Raw genomic sequence first — 17,863 nt, 5'->3', positions numbered from 1 at the left:
TATTTCCTAGTCAAAAATAAGTCATTATTTTGACTCTGATTTTTGTGTACCCTTTTCTATAAATATAGACAGAGTTTTATGCTGTTGTTAAAAATTCTGTATAATTTTTTACCTTGAAGGAAAAATGGAGTTTCAAACCCACGATGACATTTATTCCTGGCTGCCCTGGATATTCAGGGCAGCCACAAAGAGATTTAACAGGCGATTCTCGTCAGTTATTGTAGATTAGGTTTTGGTGGCTCCCAAGCTATTTCGGATAACCTGGGTCTTTGTTCTTTGATTTTCTGCCTATGGCTGCCATCTCCTCTGAAAAGAGTGGATCTAACACTATCTATCCTGCAGACATTTTTTCTCTTCGTAGAGGGCATTTCATCAACAGCAGGAGAAGCATTTTCTTTCTCCCTTGGTTTAGATTTTTTACTCTCATCAAAGAAGTGTACAGAACCCTTGGTTTTAGGTTTGGGAGTATTATCTTTTGTCTTCTTTTTAGGATGCTCATCAACTTCTGGAGTTGAAACTTTTCCTTCAGGACTACTTTCCTTGGCTGAATTATTTTGTTTTATTCCATCATTGTCTTGCTTCTGAGGTTTCACTTCAGTAGGGTTTGGTTCGTCCGCAATTATAATTGTTCCTGCTGCGTTACCTGCATTTAAATGTATTTCACTTTCGCTGTCAGTGGGTTCGCTACTACTATTTTTTTCTGATGAATTACTGTGATTATGCGAGAGTATTTCTTGTAGATTGGCAAAGATAAAACATTCAAGATGTTCACCTTCTTTTTCACCAATGCTCTCAAAATCCTTGGAAGGTAAAAATTCAAGCTGCGGGAAGTGCATCTGAAACTCTTCTCCTTTTAAATCAACAGGAATCTTGACTGAGGGAATTTCCATTTCTCTTCTTTCTCTTTCCTTTTCGATATAACCAAGAAGAAAATCGGCTGTTTGACTGTCTTTGGAGTTAAACATATTTTTGATTTCTTCAGTGGGTAAAAATAAGAGTTGCGAAAAATAAGTCTGAAATTCTTTACCCTTTGCATTTTCCGGTATTTTCAATGAGTTAATCTCTGTCACTCTATCGACCCTGAAATATCCAAAACTCAACCAATGCAGCGCTTTTCTATACCAAGGGGCTTGCTCCCAATCCTTGTTTAATAATTCTTCGTCAATCAATAAAGGCAGTTGACGTGTAAAATAGTTTTTTGAAGATTCATCAAAACATTGAGACGCTAATTGTTTTGCCATCTCTGTTAATTGGGGTGCCTCAGGCTGTCTTTCAAAGAGTTTCATAAAAATGGGACTGGCGTTCTTTAAAAATCCTTCCCTATTGGATTGAGGATTTAATAGCTGCCTGATTTCATCAACATCTTTTTCTATCGCTGACTCAATTAAACCAGACAGTTTCTGAAAGTAAGGTTTTGACACGTCGTTAAAACATCGAATTGCCAATTTTTCGGCTAGACGGGTTAATCGGGTCTCTTTGGGATCATATTTCGATAGTTTAGTGAAAAGAGGATTAGCTTGTTTCAGAAGCGCGTCACCTTTTAAATCGCTATTCAATACTTTATTAAGAGCCTCTATATCTTCTGTGATCCCTAATTGAGAGGAGGGGAAAACCTCTTCTACTTTCTGGTAAAAGGCATCAGGCGGTAAGTTTCTGAAGTTAAGCAAATTCTGGAATTGTTTAATGGTCATTCGTTTATCAGGATCAAGGCGGGTTAATTCCTGGACCAGAAGGGAAAGATTGATTATTTGTCTGGATGGTGTTTTGAAATGAGACACCGCACTGTGATCCGGATTCCTAAAATTATCTGGCAACTCGTCCAATTGCGTTAAAATCAGGAATTGTTTTAAAGCCATTCCAAGTTGAAAGGCCATGAATTGAGGCATGTTCATGCGTTTCCACAGAGCATTGCGATTATAGCCAACAGGGTCGCCTTCTTTGTTAAATAGTAGACATTTTAAAAATTCATCCGGGGCAAATAAAGGACTGGTGAGAATTTCACTGGCTAAAGGATTGTCATTGGTGGTGAACGTTTTCCTGTCACTGACCAGTACTCTGTTGTTGTGAACCAGAAAATTATTTAACTTAATGTCAGGGTGATAGTTATGAGTTTCAATTAACTTTAGACAAAAGTCAGTTAACTGGACAAAGTAATACCCAATTTGGGGTGCGATATTTTTGGGGCTGCCATCTTTTAACTGTTTGGCGATTTCTTCCAAATTATTTTGATTGGCGAATTGACTGAGGATAACTGGTTTGTACACAGTAGAACCATCTTCCGCTTTAAATCGCATCATAAAAACAGAGTAATCTTCAATAAAGTACTTGGATACCCCATAGGAATGAAGCTCTTGTTCTTTTCCTAACTCATGCCTGTCTTCAACACGAAATACAAAAGGGGCATCCCATCCGCTCATTGTGAATTTGAAGTTAAAATTATTCACATGCTTACCAAGCTCTTTGGTTTGGTAAGCAGGTATAACTGGCAAATTGTCTATGGATTCTCCCTTTATTGCTTTTATTTTGGGAGCTACAAGCCTAAGGATTTCTGTTTGTCTTTCTACAATTTCTTTTGTTTTTTTATCATTTAGGGCTAATTCATTCAGAAGAAAATTAATTTCAATATAACGAGCAGCGCATTTTTCAAACTCAGCTTCCTTTAACAGTTTGTCACGTTCTTGCATGAGTTGGTATATGTCAGTCTCGGAACTGTTGACTTCAGGTTTATTTTTTATTTCTTCAGCAATAGCCTTGGCAAATTGCATTCCTTTTAGAAAAAAAGACGCGTTTGGATTGAGTGAAAATTTAGCTAACCCATTTAACCAACCACCTTCTTCCGCATCGTTTATCCAATCGAACAAATCATCATTTAGTTCAGATCTATTCAGTAAGTAATTGATTTTTTGCAAATAAAATAATTTTTGAATCCTGTTATCTTCAGGTGCATTATTGTAAGCAATCACTAAAGGCATTAGATCTTTAAACGATTTAGGCGGTAAATTCAAAGGCATGAAGTACTCCGAGGTATCTAATTACACAGGTTGTGTATTAGACTATTGAACAAAATATAAATAAAATGAGCAAATTTAACATATCTGCATTGAGAGTTCAAGTACATTATATAGTCATCAAGGAAATATATGAGGCTGTTAGTTTGGTATTTGTGATTTCAGGTTGGTTCTAAATAATGGAGGCCAGGTGGTATAAAAATATCATGGTCCTCTATCATCAAGAGGGTGTTTTATGCTTTAATATGAGTCATTTCTTAAAGATACATTTTTAAGGTTTGCTATGACTTTTGTAGTAACGGAAAGTTGTATACGATGCAAGTATACCGATTGTGTAGAAGTATGCCCTGTAGATTGTTTTTATGAGGGGCCTAATTTCCTGGTGATTCACCCCGATGAATGCATTGATTGTGCCCTGTGTGAGCCTGAATGTCCAGTGAATGCTATTGTTTCAGAAGATGATTTAACAGACGAACAACAACAATTTAAACAGTTAAATGCCGAGTTATCCAAAACCTGGCCTAATATTACTGCTAAAAAGGATGCTCCCGCTGATGCCAAGGATTGGGAAGAAGTCAAGGATAAACTTCAATATTTGCAAAAAGAGTGGAAGAAATAACCACCTTCGCTGAAACTTGTCGGCGAATTCTCAGTGAGAAGGGAAGACTATCTACTGCAATTCCTGGCTTTGTGGCAAGAGCGCCACAAGCCGATTTGGCAGTAGCTATAGCCAATGCTATTGTTGAGCGATCGATTTTGGTAGCAGAGGCAGGAACGGGAACAGGTAAAACCTTTGCTTATTTGTTGCCTTGCCTGTTAAGTGGTAAAAAGGCGCTTATCTCTACAGCAACCAAAACTCTTCAGGATCAACTTTTTCAAAAAGATTTGCCAACCCTGATTAGAGCTTTGGGTTTATCAGTACGAATCCAGAATTTAAAGGGACGTTCTAATTATATTTGTCAATATCGAGTTGAGAGACACGCTGAGGAAGGGCAGTTTCAAAGCCCTCAATGCGCACATGAAATACTACATGTCAGAGACAAATTGTCGCAAATGACAGAAGGAGTACGTTCTGAATTGCCTGAAATTAATGAAGACTCCCCGGTATGGTATTATGTCACATCCACTACAGACAACTGTCTTGGTGCAGAATGTCCCAATCATGAAACCTGTTTTTTAGTGAAAGCCCGCAAGCGAGCGATGGAAGCAGATATTGTTGTCATCAATCACCATCTTTTTTTTGCTGATTCCCAGTTAAAAAAAGAAGGCTTCAGTGAACTATTACCTGGTGTTGATGTCGTAGTGTTTGACGAGGCTCATCAGCTTGCAGACATCGCTTCGAATTTCAATGGGGAACGCCTGGGAACATGTCAATTTAGAGACTTGGTGGATGACATGCTTAATGAGTGGCCAATTCTGGATTTAGCCAACCAACCATTAAAGTTCATAAGTCATAAAGCAGACAAATTGGTGGATCAATTACTAAATGCTTTACCGACTCGAGAGGAACGAGTCAGTTGGGAGTTGGTTAAACGAAATAAAGAGTTTATGGAGGCGTGGGATGCCTGGTTATCTTTAAAGAATGAGTTGGTTCAATGCCTGGAGTCAAAAGATGCCACGGATATTCCCGGATTAAAAAGATGTAAAGATCGCCTTTTTGATTTGGAAGCCATCTTGCTTTCCTTCACTGAGGAAAATAATAATAAAATTCGTTGGTTGGAGCGTTTTAAACACACTCTCGTTTTTCATGCCACCCCTTATGACGTTGCTGAGTCATTTAGTCAATTATTAAAACTTCAGTCATGTGCCTATATTTTTACATCGGCTACACTGACTATGGCATCGGCTTTTGATAGTTTTTGTAAACCTCTGGGATTAGATAAAGTACAGACTTTGTTATTATCCAGCCCCTTTGATTACCAGCAACAGGCTCTGCTTTATTTGCCTCGAGGAATACCCGATCCTAAGGATGCCCATTATTATGACGCTTTGTTGGAAAAGGCTTTGCCTGTTATCGAGGCTTGTGGAGGTCGTTGCTTTTTCCTGTTTACCAGTCATAAAGCAGTAAAATTAGTTGCTCAAATGCTGAGCAATACTTTAAAATATCCACTTTTGATTCAAGGCGATGAGGCAAAGCCTATTCTCCTGGCTCGATTCAGGCAATTGGGAAATGCTGTTCTTTTAGGCACTTCCACTTTTTGGGAAGGTGTTGATGTCAAAGGAGAGGCACTCTCTTGTGTTATTATAGATAAATTACCCTTTGCTAACCCCGTTGACCCTGTAATTCGAGGCCGAATGGCTTATTTAAAGAAAAAAGGGCTTTCAGGTTTTGATGAATTATCGTTGCCAAATGCCGTCATTGCACTAAAACAGGGAGTAGGGCGCTTGATTCGTGATATCACCGATAAAGGCTTGTTAATGATAGCGGATCCACGTTTGACTGGTAGAGAATATGGCCGAACCATTTTGGCCAGTCTACCTAGTCTTCCGAAAACCCGAGATGAAAAAAAAGTACTGCATTTTATTAAAGAGTTGGCTTTAAATTATGAAACTGTTAGCGATTGATACATCAACCGAACTGGCCAGTGCTGCCATCCTTGTAGATAACACAATCATAAGCAAGGAGCAGGATAGTCAAAGAATCCATGCTCAATTGATTTTACCTATGATTGATGAATTGATGGCCCAGGCGGAATTGCATCTTAATCAATTGGATGGAATCATTTTTGGATGTGGCCCTGGAAGTTTCACAGGATTGAGAATCGCTTGTAGTATCGCTAAAGGTTTGGCTTATGCTAATGATCTGTCGCTTATTCCTGTGAGTAGTTTAGCCTCAATTGCCTGGACAACTCGGGAAATAAAAGAGGATTTTAATCAGCCTGTATTGACTGTTTTGGATGCTCGTATGCATGAAATGTATTGGAGTTGCTTTTTGGAGCAGCAATTCTTAGCTCAAGATAGGATTAATGCAGTAAAAGATATTCAGTTGCCAGCCAATCAATCCTTTATTTTGGCTGGAGTTGGGATTGATTTGTACTGGATGGATTTTCCACAGCAGATCAAATCACAAATTAGTGAAGTATTAACTGTTTTTCCGACAGCGTCTGCTATGATACGCTTGGCACAGAAAGCTGATATCAAGGCAGTTTCTGTGGCACAGGCACAACCGGTGTATGTGCGTAATCAGGTTACTCAAGGAGATTCGCGTGGATAAAAAACTATTGGAAATATTGGTTTGTCCTTTATGTAAAGGAAAATTGCTTTTTAAAAAACAGGAACTGATCTGTAAATTTGACAGGCTGGCATTTCCAGTTCGTGATGATATTCCTGTGATGCTGGAACAAGAAGCGCGTTTGATTCCTCTGGAAGAGAAAGATAAATTATGAATTATAATTTTCATGTGATTATACCGGCCAGATATCATTCCAGTCGTTTTCCAGGCAAATTACTTCAAGAAATTAATGGTATTACCGTGATTGAGCGAGTTTACAGGCAAGCGCTCCAGGCAGAACCACAATCAGTGATTATTGCCACTGATCATGAGGAGATAGCCAATTGTGCTACCCAATTTGGGGCTCAGGTTGTGATGACCTTGCCTACGCATCAATCTGGAACTGATCGAATTGCAGAAGTGGTTGCCAAGGGCAATTATGCCCCTGATGATGTGATTGTCAATGTGCAAGGTGATGAGCCATTTATCCGACCCAAATTAATTCATCAAGTTGCTTGCTCTTTAACAAAGACAAAGGCGCCTGTGTCTACTTTATGCTGGCCTATTAGTAGCCTTGAAATATTAAATAACCCTAATGTGGTTAAAGTGGTGTGCACTCGAGATAATCACGCTCTTTATTTTTCAAGAAGCGCGATACCTTTTCACAGAGATAATAAAAGCGCTTATTCCAATACCTTCAGGCATATCGGTTTATATGCTTATCGTGCTGCCTTTTTACTGGAATTCGTTAGCTGGCCACCCTGTACCTTGGAACAAATAGAGTGTTTGGAGCAATTGCGCATCCTATGGTCAGGTTCCTCAATCCGGGTTGATGAGGCCTGCGAAGAACCTTTACAGGATATTAATACAAAAGAAGATTTGATTTTGGCTCAGCAATATTTTCTTGATACTTTCAATGTATAACTCGTTGTAATTTATCGTTTTTCCTATGAGGGAATGATTTTATTCACTCCGTATGGTCGCTACTCAATTTTCATCATAATGGAGTGACTATCTTGACTATTTTTCAGCACATCGAAATGACATCTTTTTGTAATATTTTTGAAAAATTAATGATTATACTGTTCAAATATTGTAGTTTTGTGGTTAAATAATGAGCTTTTAACCAACTTGACAATAACTTTATGGTTATTTTAATGAGGAAAAGCGCATGAAACTATTTAAGTATAGCAGTTGGATTTTACTGTTTGCATTCATCCTGGATGCGAATGCTTATTATACCAGCCAAGGTAGAATCTATGACAAAAGCGGGAATAGGGTGACTATCAATGGAGTGTCCTGGTCAGGATTTCAGGACACTAATGTTTTTCAGGGATTGCAGAGCAATCCTTTTTATAATATCACCATGCCTCAATCCAAACCTCGGAATGGATTAATGGATTTATTGGTTCACCCCTGGTCTATGGCGGATTCTGGTGTAAACAGCAGTACAGCGGTAGAGTTCAAGACCGTACGTTTGCCTATACAACCAGGGGTGCTTTATGATGACAGTGGGGAAGTCGATCTCAACAAGTGGCTTTCTGACAAAACACAACCTGAAGCCGGTAATGGTCTTTTTTGCAAATCCTGGCAGTCTAATGGCCAATCGTGCGAAAAAGCGGTGAGTCCGAAGCAGGCTTTCTGGACGGTACTTGCCGAAATGAAAAAACACAATATCAATGTGATGATTGATTTTCACCATCGTTATGGTTATGGCGATGGAATGAGGGATGGAACTGTTTATAGCATGGCTCAATATGAGAAGGATTTAGTTCTACTTGCCCAGGAAATTAAACAGCGCGGGTTGGACAATGTCATCGGCATTGATGTTTTTAATGAGCCTTATCAATTGAGCTGGTTTAAAGCAAAAAATGGTCAGGTTTCATGGATTAAAGTGATAGGCACCGCTGCCAAGGCAGTGCATCAGGTCAATCCTGATTTGCTGCTTTTTGTTGAAGGATCTGGAGGCGGAAATGATGATATGGACAATCCTACAATTTGTGTGCCAAAAGCCAATATTAAAGAGGATTCTGGCTACGCACACTGGCGTGACCCAGGGCAGTGTGGTAATGATCAAGAGGTTGTAGCATTCAAAGGGAACTGGGGCGAAGACTTTAAACCCCTCCTGAATAAGGATTTAGCTAAACAAAACATAGCGCAATTTGATGTACAAAAATTTAGTAATGAATTGCAACTGGCGGTTCCAGATATTGACACAGAAACCGTCAGTTGGCTGTTGGGTGATGATAATATGGGAAATAATGGTCACTTGGTTTTCTCACCTCATGTTTACCCAAGAGAAGTGGCTGGTTGGGAAACAGCTCCTGGCGATGCAAGTAACCTGCGTTTCGATTGGAGTTGGGGTTTCCTGTACAAAGCTGGGTATCCCATTGTTTTAGGAGAGGCTTCCTGGAAATCTTTTGAAGGGAAAAACTTTTTTACCCAGGCCTTGATGCCCTATCTTACCCAAAGTGGTATAGGGACGAATAACTTGTATTTCTGGGCGATAGGCTATTTAGGTGATACGGTTAGTGCTATCAATCCGAATACTGGCGAATTGAATCTCGATGTGCAACAAACATTGAAGCCTTATTTTAATTAAATTCATCTCTGATAACCCAGTACTGTACTGATCTTCGACGTCCCGTGGCTTATCCACGGGATCCAGGAGATCTCCGGTAAAACACTGATCCCCGTGAACAAGCCACGGGGTACAACCATCATATCGATGATTTAAACAGGGGCATTAAGCGCTTTTGATTTGGTAATGTATCGTTTACGCCAATAGATTAAGGCTGCAGGCAGCAACATTAGGAGGATGCCTAAGGAAAAGATCATACGGTAATGGGTTGTTCCTCCGATATTAATGCTTTCCGTTGGAGGAATAAAACCGACCCATAAAGTGACAGTACAACCTATTAATCCTAACAGGCATGTTAGGTAATAACCCGGTTTGCCTCCTGGAATAGCAAAAGGCCTTTCCATGTCTGAGAATTTATTCTTCAAATGCCAGGCTGCAATAAACATCATCACATACATCATCATATACAGTTCTGTACTAAGAGCAGTAAACAACCAATAAATCGCATTGACTGTAGGGAATAAGAGAAAGCCACTGCATAATAAAGTCACCAGAATGGCTTGCAGTATCAAAATTTTTCCTGGCATGCCATGTTTGTTCACATGACATAGCGAAGCAGGCAGAAAATCATGTTTTGCTGCCATCAGTAGGCCTTTGGCTGGAGAAATAATCCAGTTGATCATGCTGCCTAAGGTACCCAGCAATAACAAGAGTATCAATACAGGCATTAGCCAATTCAAATCATAAACTTGTAAGAAGTTACTAAATGCTCTCATAACCCCATCTACTAAACTGATTTTGTCTTTAGGCAGGATGAATGCGATCGCCAGCGAACCCAGAATCATGGTGAACAGAATGAGAATGACCGAAAAAAACATCGCTTTGGGAAAGTTCTTCTGCGGGTTATTAACATTGCGCACGTGAACTGCGGCAAGCTCCATACCGAGGAAAGAAGTCATAATCGCTGTCAGAGAAACCCAGGATTGTGTGTTTTTCCATTGCGGTAGCAAATTGGAGAGGCTCAGGTCGATGGCAATAGGATGACCATGGATTAACCAAATAAAAGCCAGAAGGATGATAAATCCCATAGGGACTATCATTCCAACTATTGCACAGAAGCTGGCAAAGGCAGCAGAAGCACGTAAACCTGATAGGCCTATCAAAGTTAATGACCAGAAAATAATCAAAATGACGCTGATAAGATAGTATTTGTTTTGTGCTAGTTCCGGATTAATTAAATAAGAAATTGTGCCTGCTATGAAGGACAAAATAGTTGGGTACCATACCAGGGTGTTTATCCATTGCAGCCAAATGGCAAAAAAGGCAACATTTTCCCCAAAGGCATGCTTAACCCAACTGTATATGCCACCTTCCTCCTCCGACCAGGTTGAGGAAAGTTCAGCGGCAACTAAAGCAACCGGGATTAAAAAGATAATCGCTGAAAAAATAAAGAAAAAAATCAAAGTGGAACCAAAGAGTGCTGTACCTGGCAAATTTCTAATGCTGTCAATCGCTCCGGTGATGAGTAGCACTAAAGCAAGGACGGATATTTTTTCAGAGGACCAGGTTTTCATTGATTTTTCTATTTGATAAAAAGATAAGCATTATAAAATAAATCAAGCTTGGAGGTGAACTTTTTTCATTAAAATTATTTGTTTTTATAGCCATCTCTGCAAGCAGGGGATTTAAGTACTGATTGCTGTTGAGAAGTCCATTCATTAGCGGTATATAAATGCATGCTTAATGCATGTAGCCCCAAAGTAAACTCGTCTTTAAGAAGTTGATTAACGATTTTATGACGATTAATTCGGGTTAAATCATTAAAATGATTTGAAACGGCTATGATTTTAAAATGTGTTTCAGCGCCTGGTGGAACGTGATGGTTCATGGACTCGTCTTCAACGCTTAAAAAAAGAGGAGATAATGCAGGGATTAGTTTTTCTTCAATGCGTTGTTTACGTGACATGATTTACTCGGCGCTATTTTACAAAATTGGGAGTATATCCATTTGGAGTATCGTTGTCACATCATTTAAACACAATTGTCAGAATGTGACAAAAGTTGTCAATTTATTGTTATTTAATAACAAATAGTTTATTTTATCAAATGCTTTGACTATTCACTTTACTGACTTTTTGGGGCAAAAAACAGTGTTTTTTGCGTTAAATGATTATTTAATATAGTGGATATTATAGCTTTGGGATATTGGCTGTTAGTTGGCATTATGCTTGCATTATACTAATGGATAGTTAACTATGGAGATGGTCATGAGACAAAAGGGTTTTACATTAATTGAATTGATGATAGTCGTAGCGATTATCGGCATTTTGGCAGCAATCGCTATACCAGCCTATCAAGATTACACAATACGAGCTCGTGTTACTGAAGGTCTGACTTTAGCAGATTCTGCAAAACTTGCCGTATCTGAAACGGCTATCACTAACAATGCCTTACCAGCTACTCAAGCGGCAACGGGGTACGTGTCTCCTGCTGCTACGCCCAATGTAGCGTCAATTGCTATTGGTGCTAACGGTGTTATTACCATAACGTATACTGCCGCAGCTGGTGGTGGTACCATTGTTATGACCCCAACCTTACAAGCTAATGGTGATGTAACCTGGACTTGTACGGGTGGTACTTTATTGGCTAAATATCGACCTGCCAGTTGCAGACCATAACAGGTTAAATTAACTATAAAAACCGCCTTTCAATGGCGGTTTTTTATTTGGCCAAGTTCCACCAATGAGTTATTGGCCTAAGAATGTTCTGAAAAAAAGCCTTGTCAAGCTATTTAGTCAGCAGAAAGGTTTTTAAATCATAAAGTTGGCATTGTATTTGCGTAATTTTAATTAGATGCAATGCCAGGTGGCGTTATGAGAACGAAAGGGTTTACTTTAATCGAGCTGATGATCGTTGCCGCTATCCTTGGAATTTTGGCTGCTCTTGCTATTCCAGCCTATCAGGACTATACCATCAGAGCACGAGTGGTTGAAGGACTGGGAATGGCTTCAGCCGCTAAATTAGCAGTTGTTGAAACTAGTTTAATTGATAATACCTTGCCAGCAAATCAGGCAGATACGGGCTATAACAGTCCTGCCCCTACAATTAATGTTGCTTCTATTGTCATTGGTAATCAAGGTATTATTACCATTACCTACACCGCAAACGCAGGTAATGGTACCATCACAATGGTTCCTACATTAGACGCTACGGGCAGAATACTCACTTGGGATTGCACTGGCGGCACCCTGATTAGTAAATATCGTCCAGCCTACTGTCGTCCTTAATTTGAATTAATTTTCTTATCGACTAACTGGTTTTTTAATCGCACATAATCCGGTAATCCATTTTTGTAATTGGGATAAGCTTCACCTTGAATCAAAGGGGACAGGTAACGTTTGCATGCGTCTGTAATTCCCATACCATCTTCGGCTATATACTCTGATGGCATAGCTTTTTCCTGGTTAGCTACCTCAGCGAGAGGTACCTGACCTATGGACCATTGATAAGGCTCATCTTGTTCACGAATGACAATAGGCATAATCGCGTTATATCCTTTTATGGCATACTCCACCGCAGCCTTACCTAAAGCATAAGCTTGATCCAAATCAACTTGTGAGGCTATGTGTCTAGCTGCTCTTTGAAGATAATCTGCGACTGCCCAATGGTATTTAAAGCCAAGTTCTGATTTAATCAATTGGGCGATGACTGGTGCAACACCACCTAATTGGGCATGGCCGAATGCATCACGTAATCCCGCTTCACTGAGAAATTTTCCTTCCTTATTGCGGATACCTTCTGATACAACAATCACACAATAACCATAAGAGTCTACACAGCCTTTCACTTTTTTTAGAAAACGAGTTGGTTCAAAAGGGACCTCAGGCAATAGGATAATATGTGGCGGTTCGCCCGGATTTTCCCCTGCCAGCCCACTTGCTGCGGCAATCCAGCCTGCATGCCTTCCCATCACTTCAAGAATAAACACTTTCGTGGATGAGGCTGCCATGGACGCGACATCAAAACCAGCTTCCTTGGTTGAAATGGCAATGTATTTCGCGACTGACCCAAATCCGGGGCAATTGTCTGTAAAAGGCAGATCATTATCTACTGTTTTGGGGATACCTATGCAAGTAATAGGATAGCCCATCGTTTTACCTAATTGGGATACTTTATGGGCGGTATCTTGAGAGTCTCCACCACCATTGTAAAAAAAATAGCCTATGTTGTGAGCCTTAAAGACAGCAATCAAGCGTTGATACTCTTCCCCATTGTCTTTTAATTTATAGCGGCAGGAGCCAAAAGCACCGGAGGGAGTTTGCATTAACCTGGCAATGTCTTCTTCACTTTCTAATGAAGTATCGATTAATTCTTCATTTAAAGCACCAATAATGCCATTTTTTGCAGCGTACACTTTACCAATTTGATCTGGAAAGAGTTTGGCGGTTTGAATGACGCCACAAGCGGATGCATTAATTACAGCGGTCACACCACCTGACTGGGCGTAGATTGCATTTTTAACTGACATTTTTTCTCCAAAAATAGAGTTATTTTATTGGGTTGATACAGGTTTTTAAATTGGTTTTCATACAAGAGCATTTTTTATACTCTTATTTCATTAACTGTTATTGCGAATACTGATTTTCATATTCACTAATCACTGCATCAATACTTTGTATTAAATCAGTAAAGGCTTCGGTTAAATTATCAGCATTAGCTGTTCGTCTTGCAAGTTTCTCTAATTGAGCTACTCTCTTTTGTAAAATAGGCACACCACAAAAACAACAGGCGCCATGTAATTTATGAGCCAAATCAGCCAGACCCTTTACGTTTTTTTGATGCATTAACTCAATAAATTCTTCACGATTCTTATATAATTCTTCTATAAATTTGGCGAGGAACTCTTCAGCAAGCGCTTGATTACCTGAAACTTTCTGAACACATAATTGCCAATCGATGGCAGCATGTTTGGTTTTATCAACGATGCGAAGAATTTGGATTAACAATTGTTTTTCATCTATAGGTTTTTGAAAACAATAATCAACTCCAGATTTTTTCATATCGATGGAGCTCAGATCACTGCTACTGGCGGTAATGAGAACGATAGGAGAGTGTTTATTCATTAGGGATTTTTGGCGTATCATTTTGGCTGCTTCCAAACCATTAAGTTTTGGCATTTGCAGATCCAGTAAAATCATGTCAAATTTTTTATCCTCACAAGCAGTAAAGGCCATTTCGCCATCATCAACCGTTGTTATATTGGCATTATTGTTTAATAGGGATGTTAATAGCATTTTATTGACTGGGTTGTCTTCTGCAATCAGTAGCTCTGGATGAAGAAAGCGAAGTTGTTCGCGTAAAGTATCCAGTTCCTGGTTAGTATTTTTCTCAGTTTGGTTTTCATTAGCTATCGATTCAATCAAATCCTGAAGCTTTTGGATGCTGATAGGTTTGTAAAGAAATCCTCGAGCACCTAGCGCCGCAAAATCATTGATAGGCCATTTGGAAATTAATACGAAAGGAATTTGCTTATGTTTGGCAATGAGTTCAGCGGCTTGACGCTCACATCCTTGATTGACATTAATAAAGGCAATTTTGCAATCTTTATGTTTTGTCAATGTTCGGGAAAGTTTATTAAATGAATCAACGCGTATAGCTTCTATACCCCAAAAGCCCAAGCCATTACCCATTGCTTCCAAATGGAGAGGATTGTCATCAAAGCAAATGATTTTTAAATGGGCGAAACGATGAGTTTGATTTTTTTCAATCTCATAAGCAACAAGTTTTTCAACTTTAATGCGTGCGCTAAAAGTAGAGCCTTTGTTTATTTCACTGGTTAGACTAATGCGCCCATGCATTTCTTCACATAATTTTTTACATATCACCAAGCCCAATCCTGATCCACCGTAACGGCGTGTGATGCTGGTATCTGCCTGATTGAAGGCAGTAAACAGTTTCGTTTGATCCTCTGGTGAAATACCTATTCCCGTATCCGTAATGGCAAATAGCAAGGTATAATCTTTATCTGTTTCTTGCTCTATTTTAGTGCGTATAAGAACGTATCCATGGTCTGTAAATTTTACTGCATTGGTCACCAGATTACTGATGATTTGCTTGATTCTTAAAGGGTCACCCAATACCATTTTGGGCACATTAATGTCTGTAATCGGGATTAAATCTATTCCTTTTTTGTGCGCATTGGGGCTTGCCAGGGATAAAACCTCATCAATGCAGCCTCTTATGTCTAGCGGGATGCAATCGAGATTTAATTTGCCCGCATCAATTTTAGAAAAATCCAGAATATCATTGATGATACTTAACAAATCCTGCGCTGATGATTTGATTGTTTTAACGTAGTCCAGTTGTAAAGGATCCAGCTTGCTTTCCAATAAAACATTGGTAAAACCAATCACTCCATTCATTGGTTTACGTATTTCATGACTCATGTTGGCAATAAATTCTGATTTTTGCCGGCTTTTTTCTTCAGTTTTTTTCTTCTCCAGTGATAGCTCAATGTTTTTTTCTTCCAGAAGTTCGAGACTTTGTTGCAGATCTGCGGTAGCGATTTCAATATGGTGATTCAGATCGCGAACCGTATTTAAATATTGTCGTTGCAAATGAGCGCAACCTTTTTCAATTATTCCTAATTCTCCTGGACTTGAAACACGAATTTCTGTTTCAAATTCATTACTTAAAATTTGTTTCATACTTCTACGCAATCGAGCAATAGGCATGTAAATTCGTTTAGACAAGAAGTAATGAATTGTTAAACCCATGAGTAAACCGAAGAGAGTAATAAAAATGGTAACAATAAGCATTTGATAGCGTTTTATAAGGAGTGATTGTGTATCAATGTCAATAGATAGCCAGCCTAATATATCGTCGGCTTGAAATACTTTAGGCGTAGAAGGCTCTTTGAATTCTGTACTGGAGTACAAATTGAACTTTGGGATAGTAATCGGCGCTATAAAATTAATGGTGAATGGATTAATTTGCTTACTTTCAATGTAGTCACCGGTATAGTCAGGCGGATTGAAGGGTTTATGAATAGAGTGCTTGCCACCACGATAAGCAATTAATCGACCATCGGCATTATAAAATGCCAAAGCCTTTACCTCTGGATTAATGGTTGAGGCATTGATTAAACCCTGTAATGTACGATAATCATTGCGAAGCATGGCATACTGGGCGGCTGGGAGTAATTGTCTAATGTAGGCTTCACCCAGTCTGGACATATGCTGCTTTAGATCTTTACCAAATAGACCGTTATAAAAAAAGGCAAAAAGCAAGGCAACTAAAAAGGCAGGAATAAGAGTAGTGATTCTTAGCTGATACTTAATACCAATACTTTTCAACATAGCTCCTTTTAGTCTTAATTCAGCAGTTGAATCTTTGCGTTCATGGTAAACTCGGCTATTATAGCTTGATTATTTTATTCCTTACAATGGAAGATATTATGACTGTTAGAACCCGATTTGCCCCAAGCCCTACAGGTTTTTTACACGTTGGTGGGGTAAGGACTGCTTTATTTTCATGGTTGTATGCAAAACATCACAATGGGCAATTTATACTGCGTATAGAAGATACGGATAGGGAGCGATCGACACAAGAGTCTGTACAGGCTATTTTAGACGGTATGTCCTGGTTAGGGCTCAATTTCGATGAAGGTCCTTATTATCAGACTGAACGATATGACCGTTACCAGCAAGTAGCCCGACAACTATTGGAAGAAGGAAAGGCTTATCGCTGTGAATGCAGTAAGGAAAGATTGGACGCTTTAAGAGAAGCCCAATTGGCAGCTAAGGAAAAACCCCGCTATGATGGGCATTGCAGGAATCAAAACCTTCCTGATGGCGGAGCTCCTTATGTTATCCGCTTTAAAAATCCCGATGCGGGTATAGTGTCTTTTCATGATGAGGTTTATGGCGATATTCATGTGGATAATAACGAACTGGATGATTTGATTTTGGTTCGCTCTGATGGACATCCTACCTATAATTTTGCTGTAGTTATCGATGATTGGGATATGAAAATAACTCATGTCATTCGTGGGGATGATCATATCAATAATACACCTAGGCAAATTAATTTATTCAATGCCTTAAATGCTCCGGTACCTATTTTTGCCCATTTGCCGATGATCTTGGGTGATGATGGTAAACGACTGTCAAAGCGACATGGCGCTGTAAGCGTCCTGCAGTTCAAGGAGCTGGGTATTTTACCTCATGCTTTATTGAATTATTTGGTTCGTTTGGGATGGTCTCATGGTGATCAGGAAATTTTTAGCGTAGAAGAAATGATAGCCAGCTTTGACTTAAAAAATGTCAGCCGAGGCGTCTCAAGTTTCAACTATGATAAGTTGTATTGGTTGAATCAGCATTATCAAAAAAGTGACTCTGCAGAATCAGTTGCCAACGCGTTGCGTTGGCATTTTGAACAGGCAGGAATGGATTTGAATAAAGGTCCCGATTTGAAGGATTTGGTCGCAGTACAGGCAGAGAGATGCAAGTCATTAGCAGAAATGTGTCAGATTAGTCAGTATTTTTATACTGATAGCATTGAATATAATGAAGAGGCTGTTAAAAAATACTTGCGGCCAGTTGTTCTGGAGCCTTTAATGGTATTGCATGAGCGCCTAAAAGCACTTGACGAATGGAAAAATGATAAAATTCAAGAATGCATCAATGATGTGAGCCTGCAATTTGATTTGAATTTAGGTAAAATCGCTCAACCGTTGCGCGTCGCTGTGACCGGAGCCGGAACATCTCCTTCCATTGACATGACTTTGGCTTTGTTAGGTAAAAACAAATCAATCAAACGCCTTGAAGAGGCTTTGGAGAAAATACGTGCCAGAGCCAGTGCTGTTTAGAATCTAAATATCTATTGATTTTAAGCGGAATGCAAAAAGATCTGTATTTGGATAAGTATTCATATTCCAAGTGGGCAATGAAAGCCACAATTTAGCTGGATTTCATTGCTCCTGGCTGAAGAGAATACGAATAGGCTTGTCGTATATTCAACACGACATTTCCTGTTTTTTTTATTTTATGGATCTATTTGACT

The 17,863-nt window shown here is 39.2% G+C and carries 14 protein-coding genes; 9 read left to right on the top strand and 5 right to left on the bottom strand.

What is annotated here, in order from left to right; translation table 11 throughout:
• Positions 1–215: 215 nt before the first annotated feature.
• Entirely contained in the window at positions 216–3,011 is a 2,796-nt protein-coding gene (locus EL201_RS09870) for a protein kinase family protein (protein ID WP_027222101.1), read from the bottom strand.
• Positions 3,012–3,291: 280 nt separating this feature from the next.
• On the opposite strand from EL201_RS09870, the gene fdxA reads away from it, so the two are divergent.
• From fdxA to EL201_RS09840, 6 genes are all read left to right on the top strand, one after another.
• On the top strand, positions 3,292–3,627 hold the full coding sequence (gene fdxA / locus EL201_RS09865) for a ferredoxin FdxA (RefSeq protein WP_027222100.1): 336 nt from the start codon (positions 3,292–3,294) through the stop codon (positions 3,625–3,627).
• A complete protein-coding gene (locus EL201_RS09860; protein ID WP_027222099.1) occupies positions 3,615–5,573 on the top strand; it encodes a DNA repair helicase YoaA in 1,959 nt (652 codons plus the stop codon). Before fdxA ends, EL201_RS09860 begins: the two co-directional genes overlap by 13 nt.
• The gene (tsaB, locus tag EL201_RS09855; protein ID WP_027222098.1) at positions 5,551–6,222 is read left to right on the top strand and encodes a tRNA (adenosine(37)-N6)-threonylcarbamoyltransferase complex dimerization subunit type 1 TsaB; all 672 of its coding nucleotides are present in this window, start codon (positions 5,551–5,553) and stop codon (positions 6,220–6,222) included. Before EL201_RS09860 ends, tsaB begins: the two co-directional genes overlap by 23 nt.
• Complete coding sequence (locus tag EL201_RS09850) at positions 6,215–6,394, top strand: Trm112 family protein (protein WP_010947637.1); 180 nt, start codon at positions 6,215–6,217, stop codon at positions 6,392–6,394. The genes tsaB and EL201_RS09850 overlap by 8 nt, the downstream gene beginning before the upstream one ends.
• A complete protein-coding gene (gene kdsB / locus EL201_RS09845; protein WP_027222097.1) occupies positions 6,391–7,143 on the top strand; it encodes a 3-deoxy-manno-octulosonate cytidylyltransferase in 753 nt (250 codons plus the stop codon). The genes EL201_RS09850 and kdsB overlap by 4 nt, the downstream gene beginning before the upstream one ends.
• 247 nt (positions 7,144–7,390) lie before the next feature.
• On the top strand, positions 7,391–8,821 hold the full coding sequence (locus tag EL201_RS09840) for a cellulase family glycosylhydrolase (protein WP_027222096.1): 1,431 nt from the start codon (positions 7,391–7,393) through the stop codon (positions 8,819–8,821).
• Positions 8,822–8,952: 131 nt separating this feature from the next.
• Here EL201_RS09840 and EL201_RS09835 read toward each other — a convergent pair whose 3' ends face one another.
• A complete protein-coding gene (locus tag EL201_RS09835) occupies positions 8,953–10,374 on the bottom strand; it encodes an APC family permease (RefSeq protein ID WP_027222095.1) in 1,422 nt (473 codons plus the stop codon).
• Between the two features lie 74 nt (positions 10,375–10,448).
• Positions 10,449–10,766, bottom strand: a complete 318-nt coding sequence (locus tag EL201_RS09830) for a BolA family protein (RefSeq protein ID WP_027222094.1) — start codon at positions 10,764–10,766, stop codon at positions 10,449–10,451.
• 301 nt (positions 10,767–11,067) lie between these two features.
• On the opposite strand from EL201_RS09830, the gene EL201_RS09825 reads away from it, so the two are divergent.
• Both EL201_RS09825 and EL201_RS09820 read left to right on the top strand, forming a co-directional pair.
• Entirely contained in the window at positions 11,068–11,478 is a 411-nt protein-coding gene (locus tag EL201_RS09825) for a pilin (protein ID WP_011214168.1), read from the top strand.
• Positions 11,479–11,673: 195 nt separating this feature from the next.
• The gene (locus EL201_RS09820) at positions 11,674–12,087 is read left to right on the top strand and encodes a pilin (RefSeq protein WP_027222093.1); all 414 of its coding nucleotides are present in this window, start codon (positions 11,674–11,676) and stop codon (positions 12,085–12,087) included.
• On the opposite strand, the gene EL201_RS09815 is transcribed toward EL201_RS09820, so the two are convergent.
• Positions 12,084–13,328 carry a 6-phosphofructokinase gene (locus EL201_RS09815; RefSeq protein WP_027222092.1) on the bottom strand — a complete coding sequence of 415 codons (1,245 nt, stop codon included), beginning with the start codon at positions 13,326–13,328 and terminating at the stop codon, positions 12,084–12,086. The genes EL201_RS09820 and EL201_RS09815 overlap by 4 nt on opposite strands.
• 97 nt (positions 13,329–13,425) lie before the next feature.
• Positions 13,426–16,158 (bottom strand): two-component system sensor histidine kinase LetS, encoded by a 2,733-nt coding sequence (gene letS, locus EL201_RS09810; protein ID WP_027222091.1) that lies wholly within the window; start codon positions 16,156–16,158, stop codon positions 13,426–13,428.
• A gap of 98 nt (positions 16,159–16,256) precedes the next feature.
• Between letS and gltX the strand changes: the two genes are divergently transcribed.
• Entirely contained in the window at positions 16,257–17,669 is a 1,413-nt protein-coding gene (gene gltX, locus EL201_RS09805) for a glutamate--tRNA ligase (RefSeq protein WP_027222090.1), read from the top strand.
• The last annotated feature ends 194 nt before the right edge of the window (positions 17,670–17,863 follow it).

Origin of the sequence: Legionella pneumophila subsp. pascullei, from assembly GCF_900637585.1 — a bacterium.
Classification (GTDB): Bacteria; Pseudomonadota; Gammaproteobacteria; order Legionellales; family Legionellaceae; genus Legionella; species Legionella pascullei.
The sequence above is the reverse complement of the archived record's forward strand: the minus strand, read 5'-3'. Positions and strand labels throughout refer to the sequence as shown.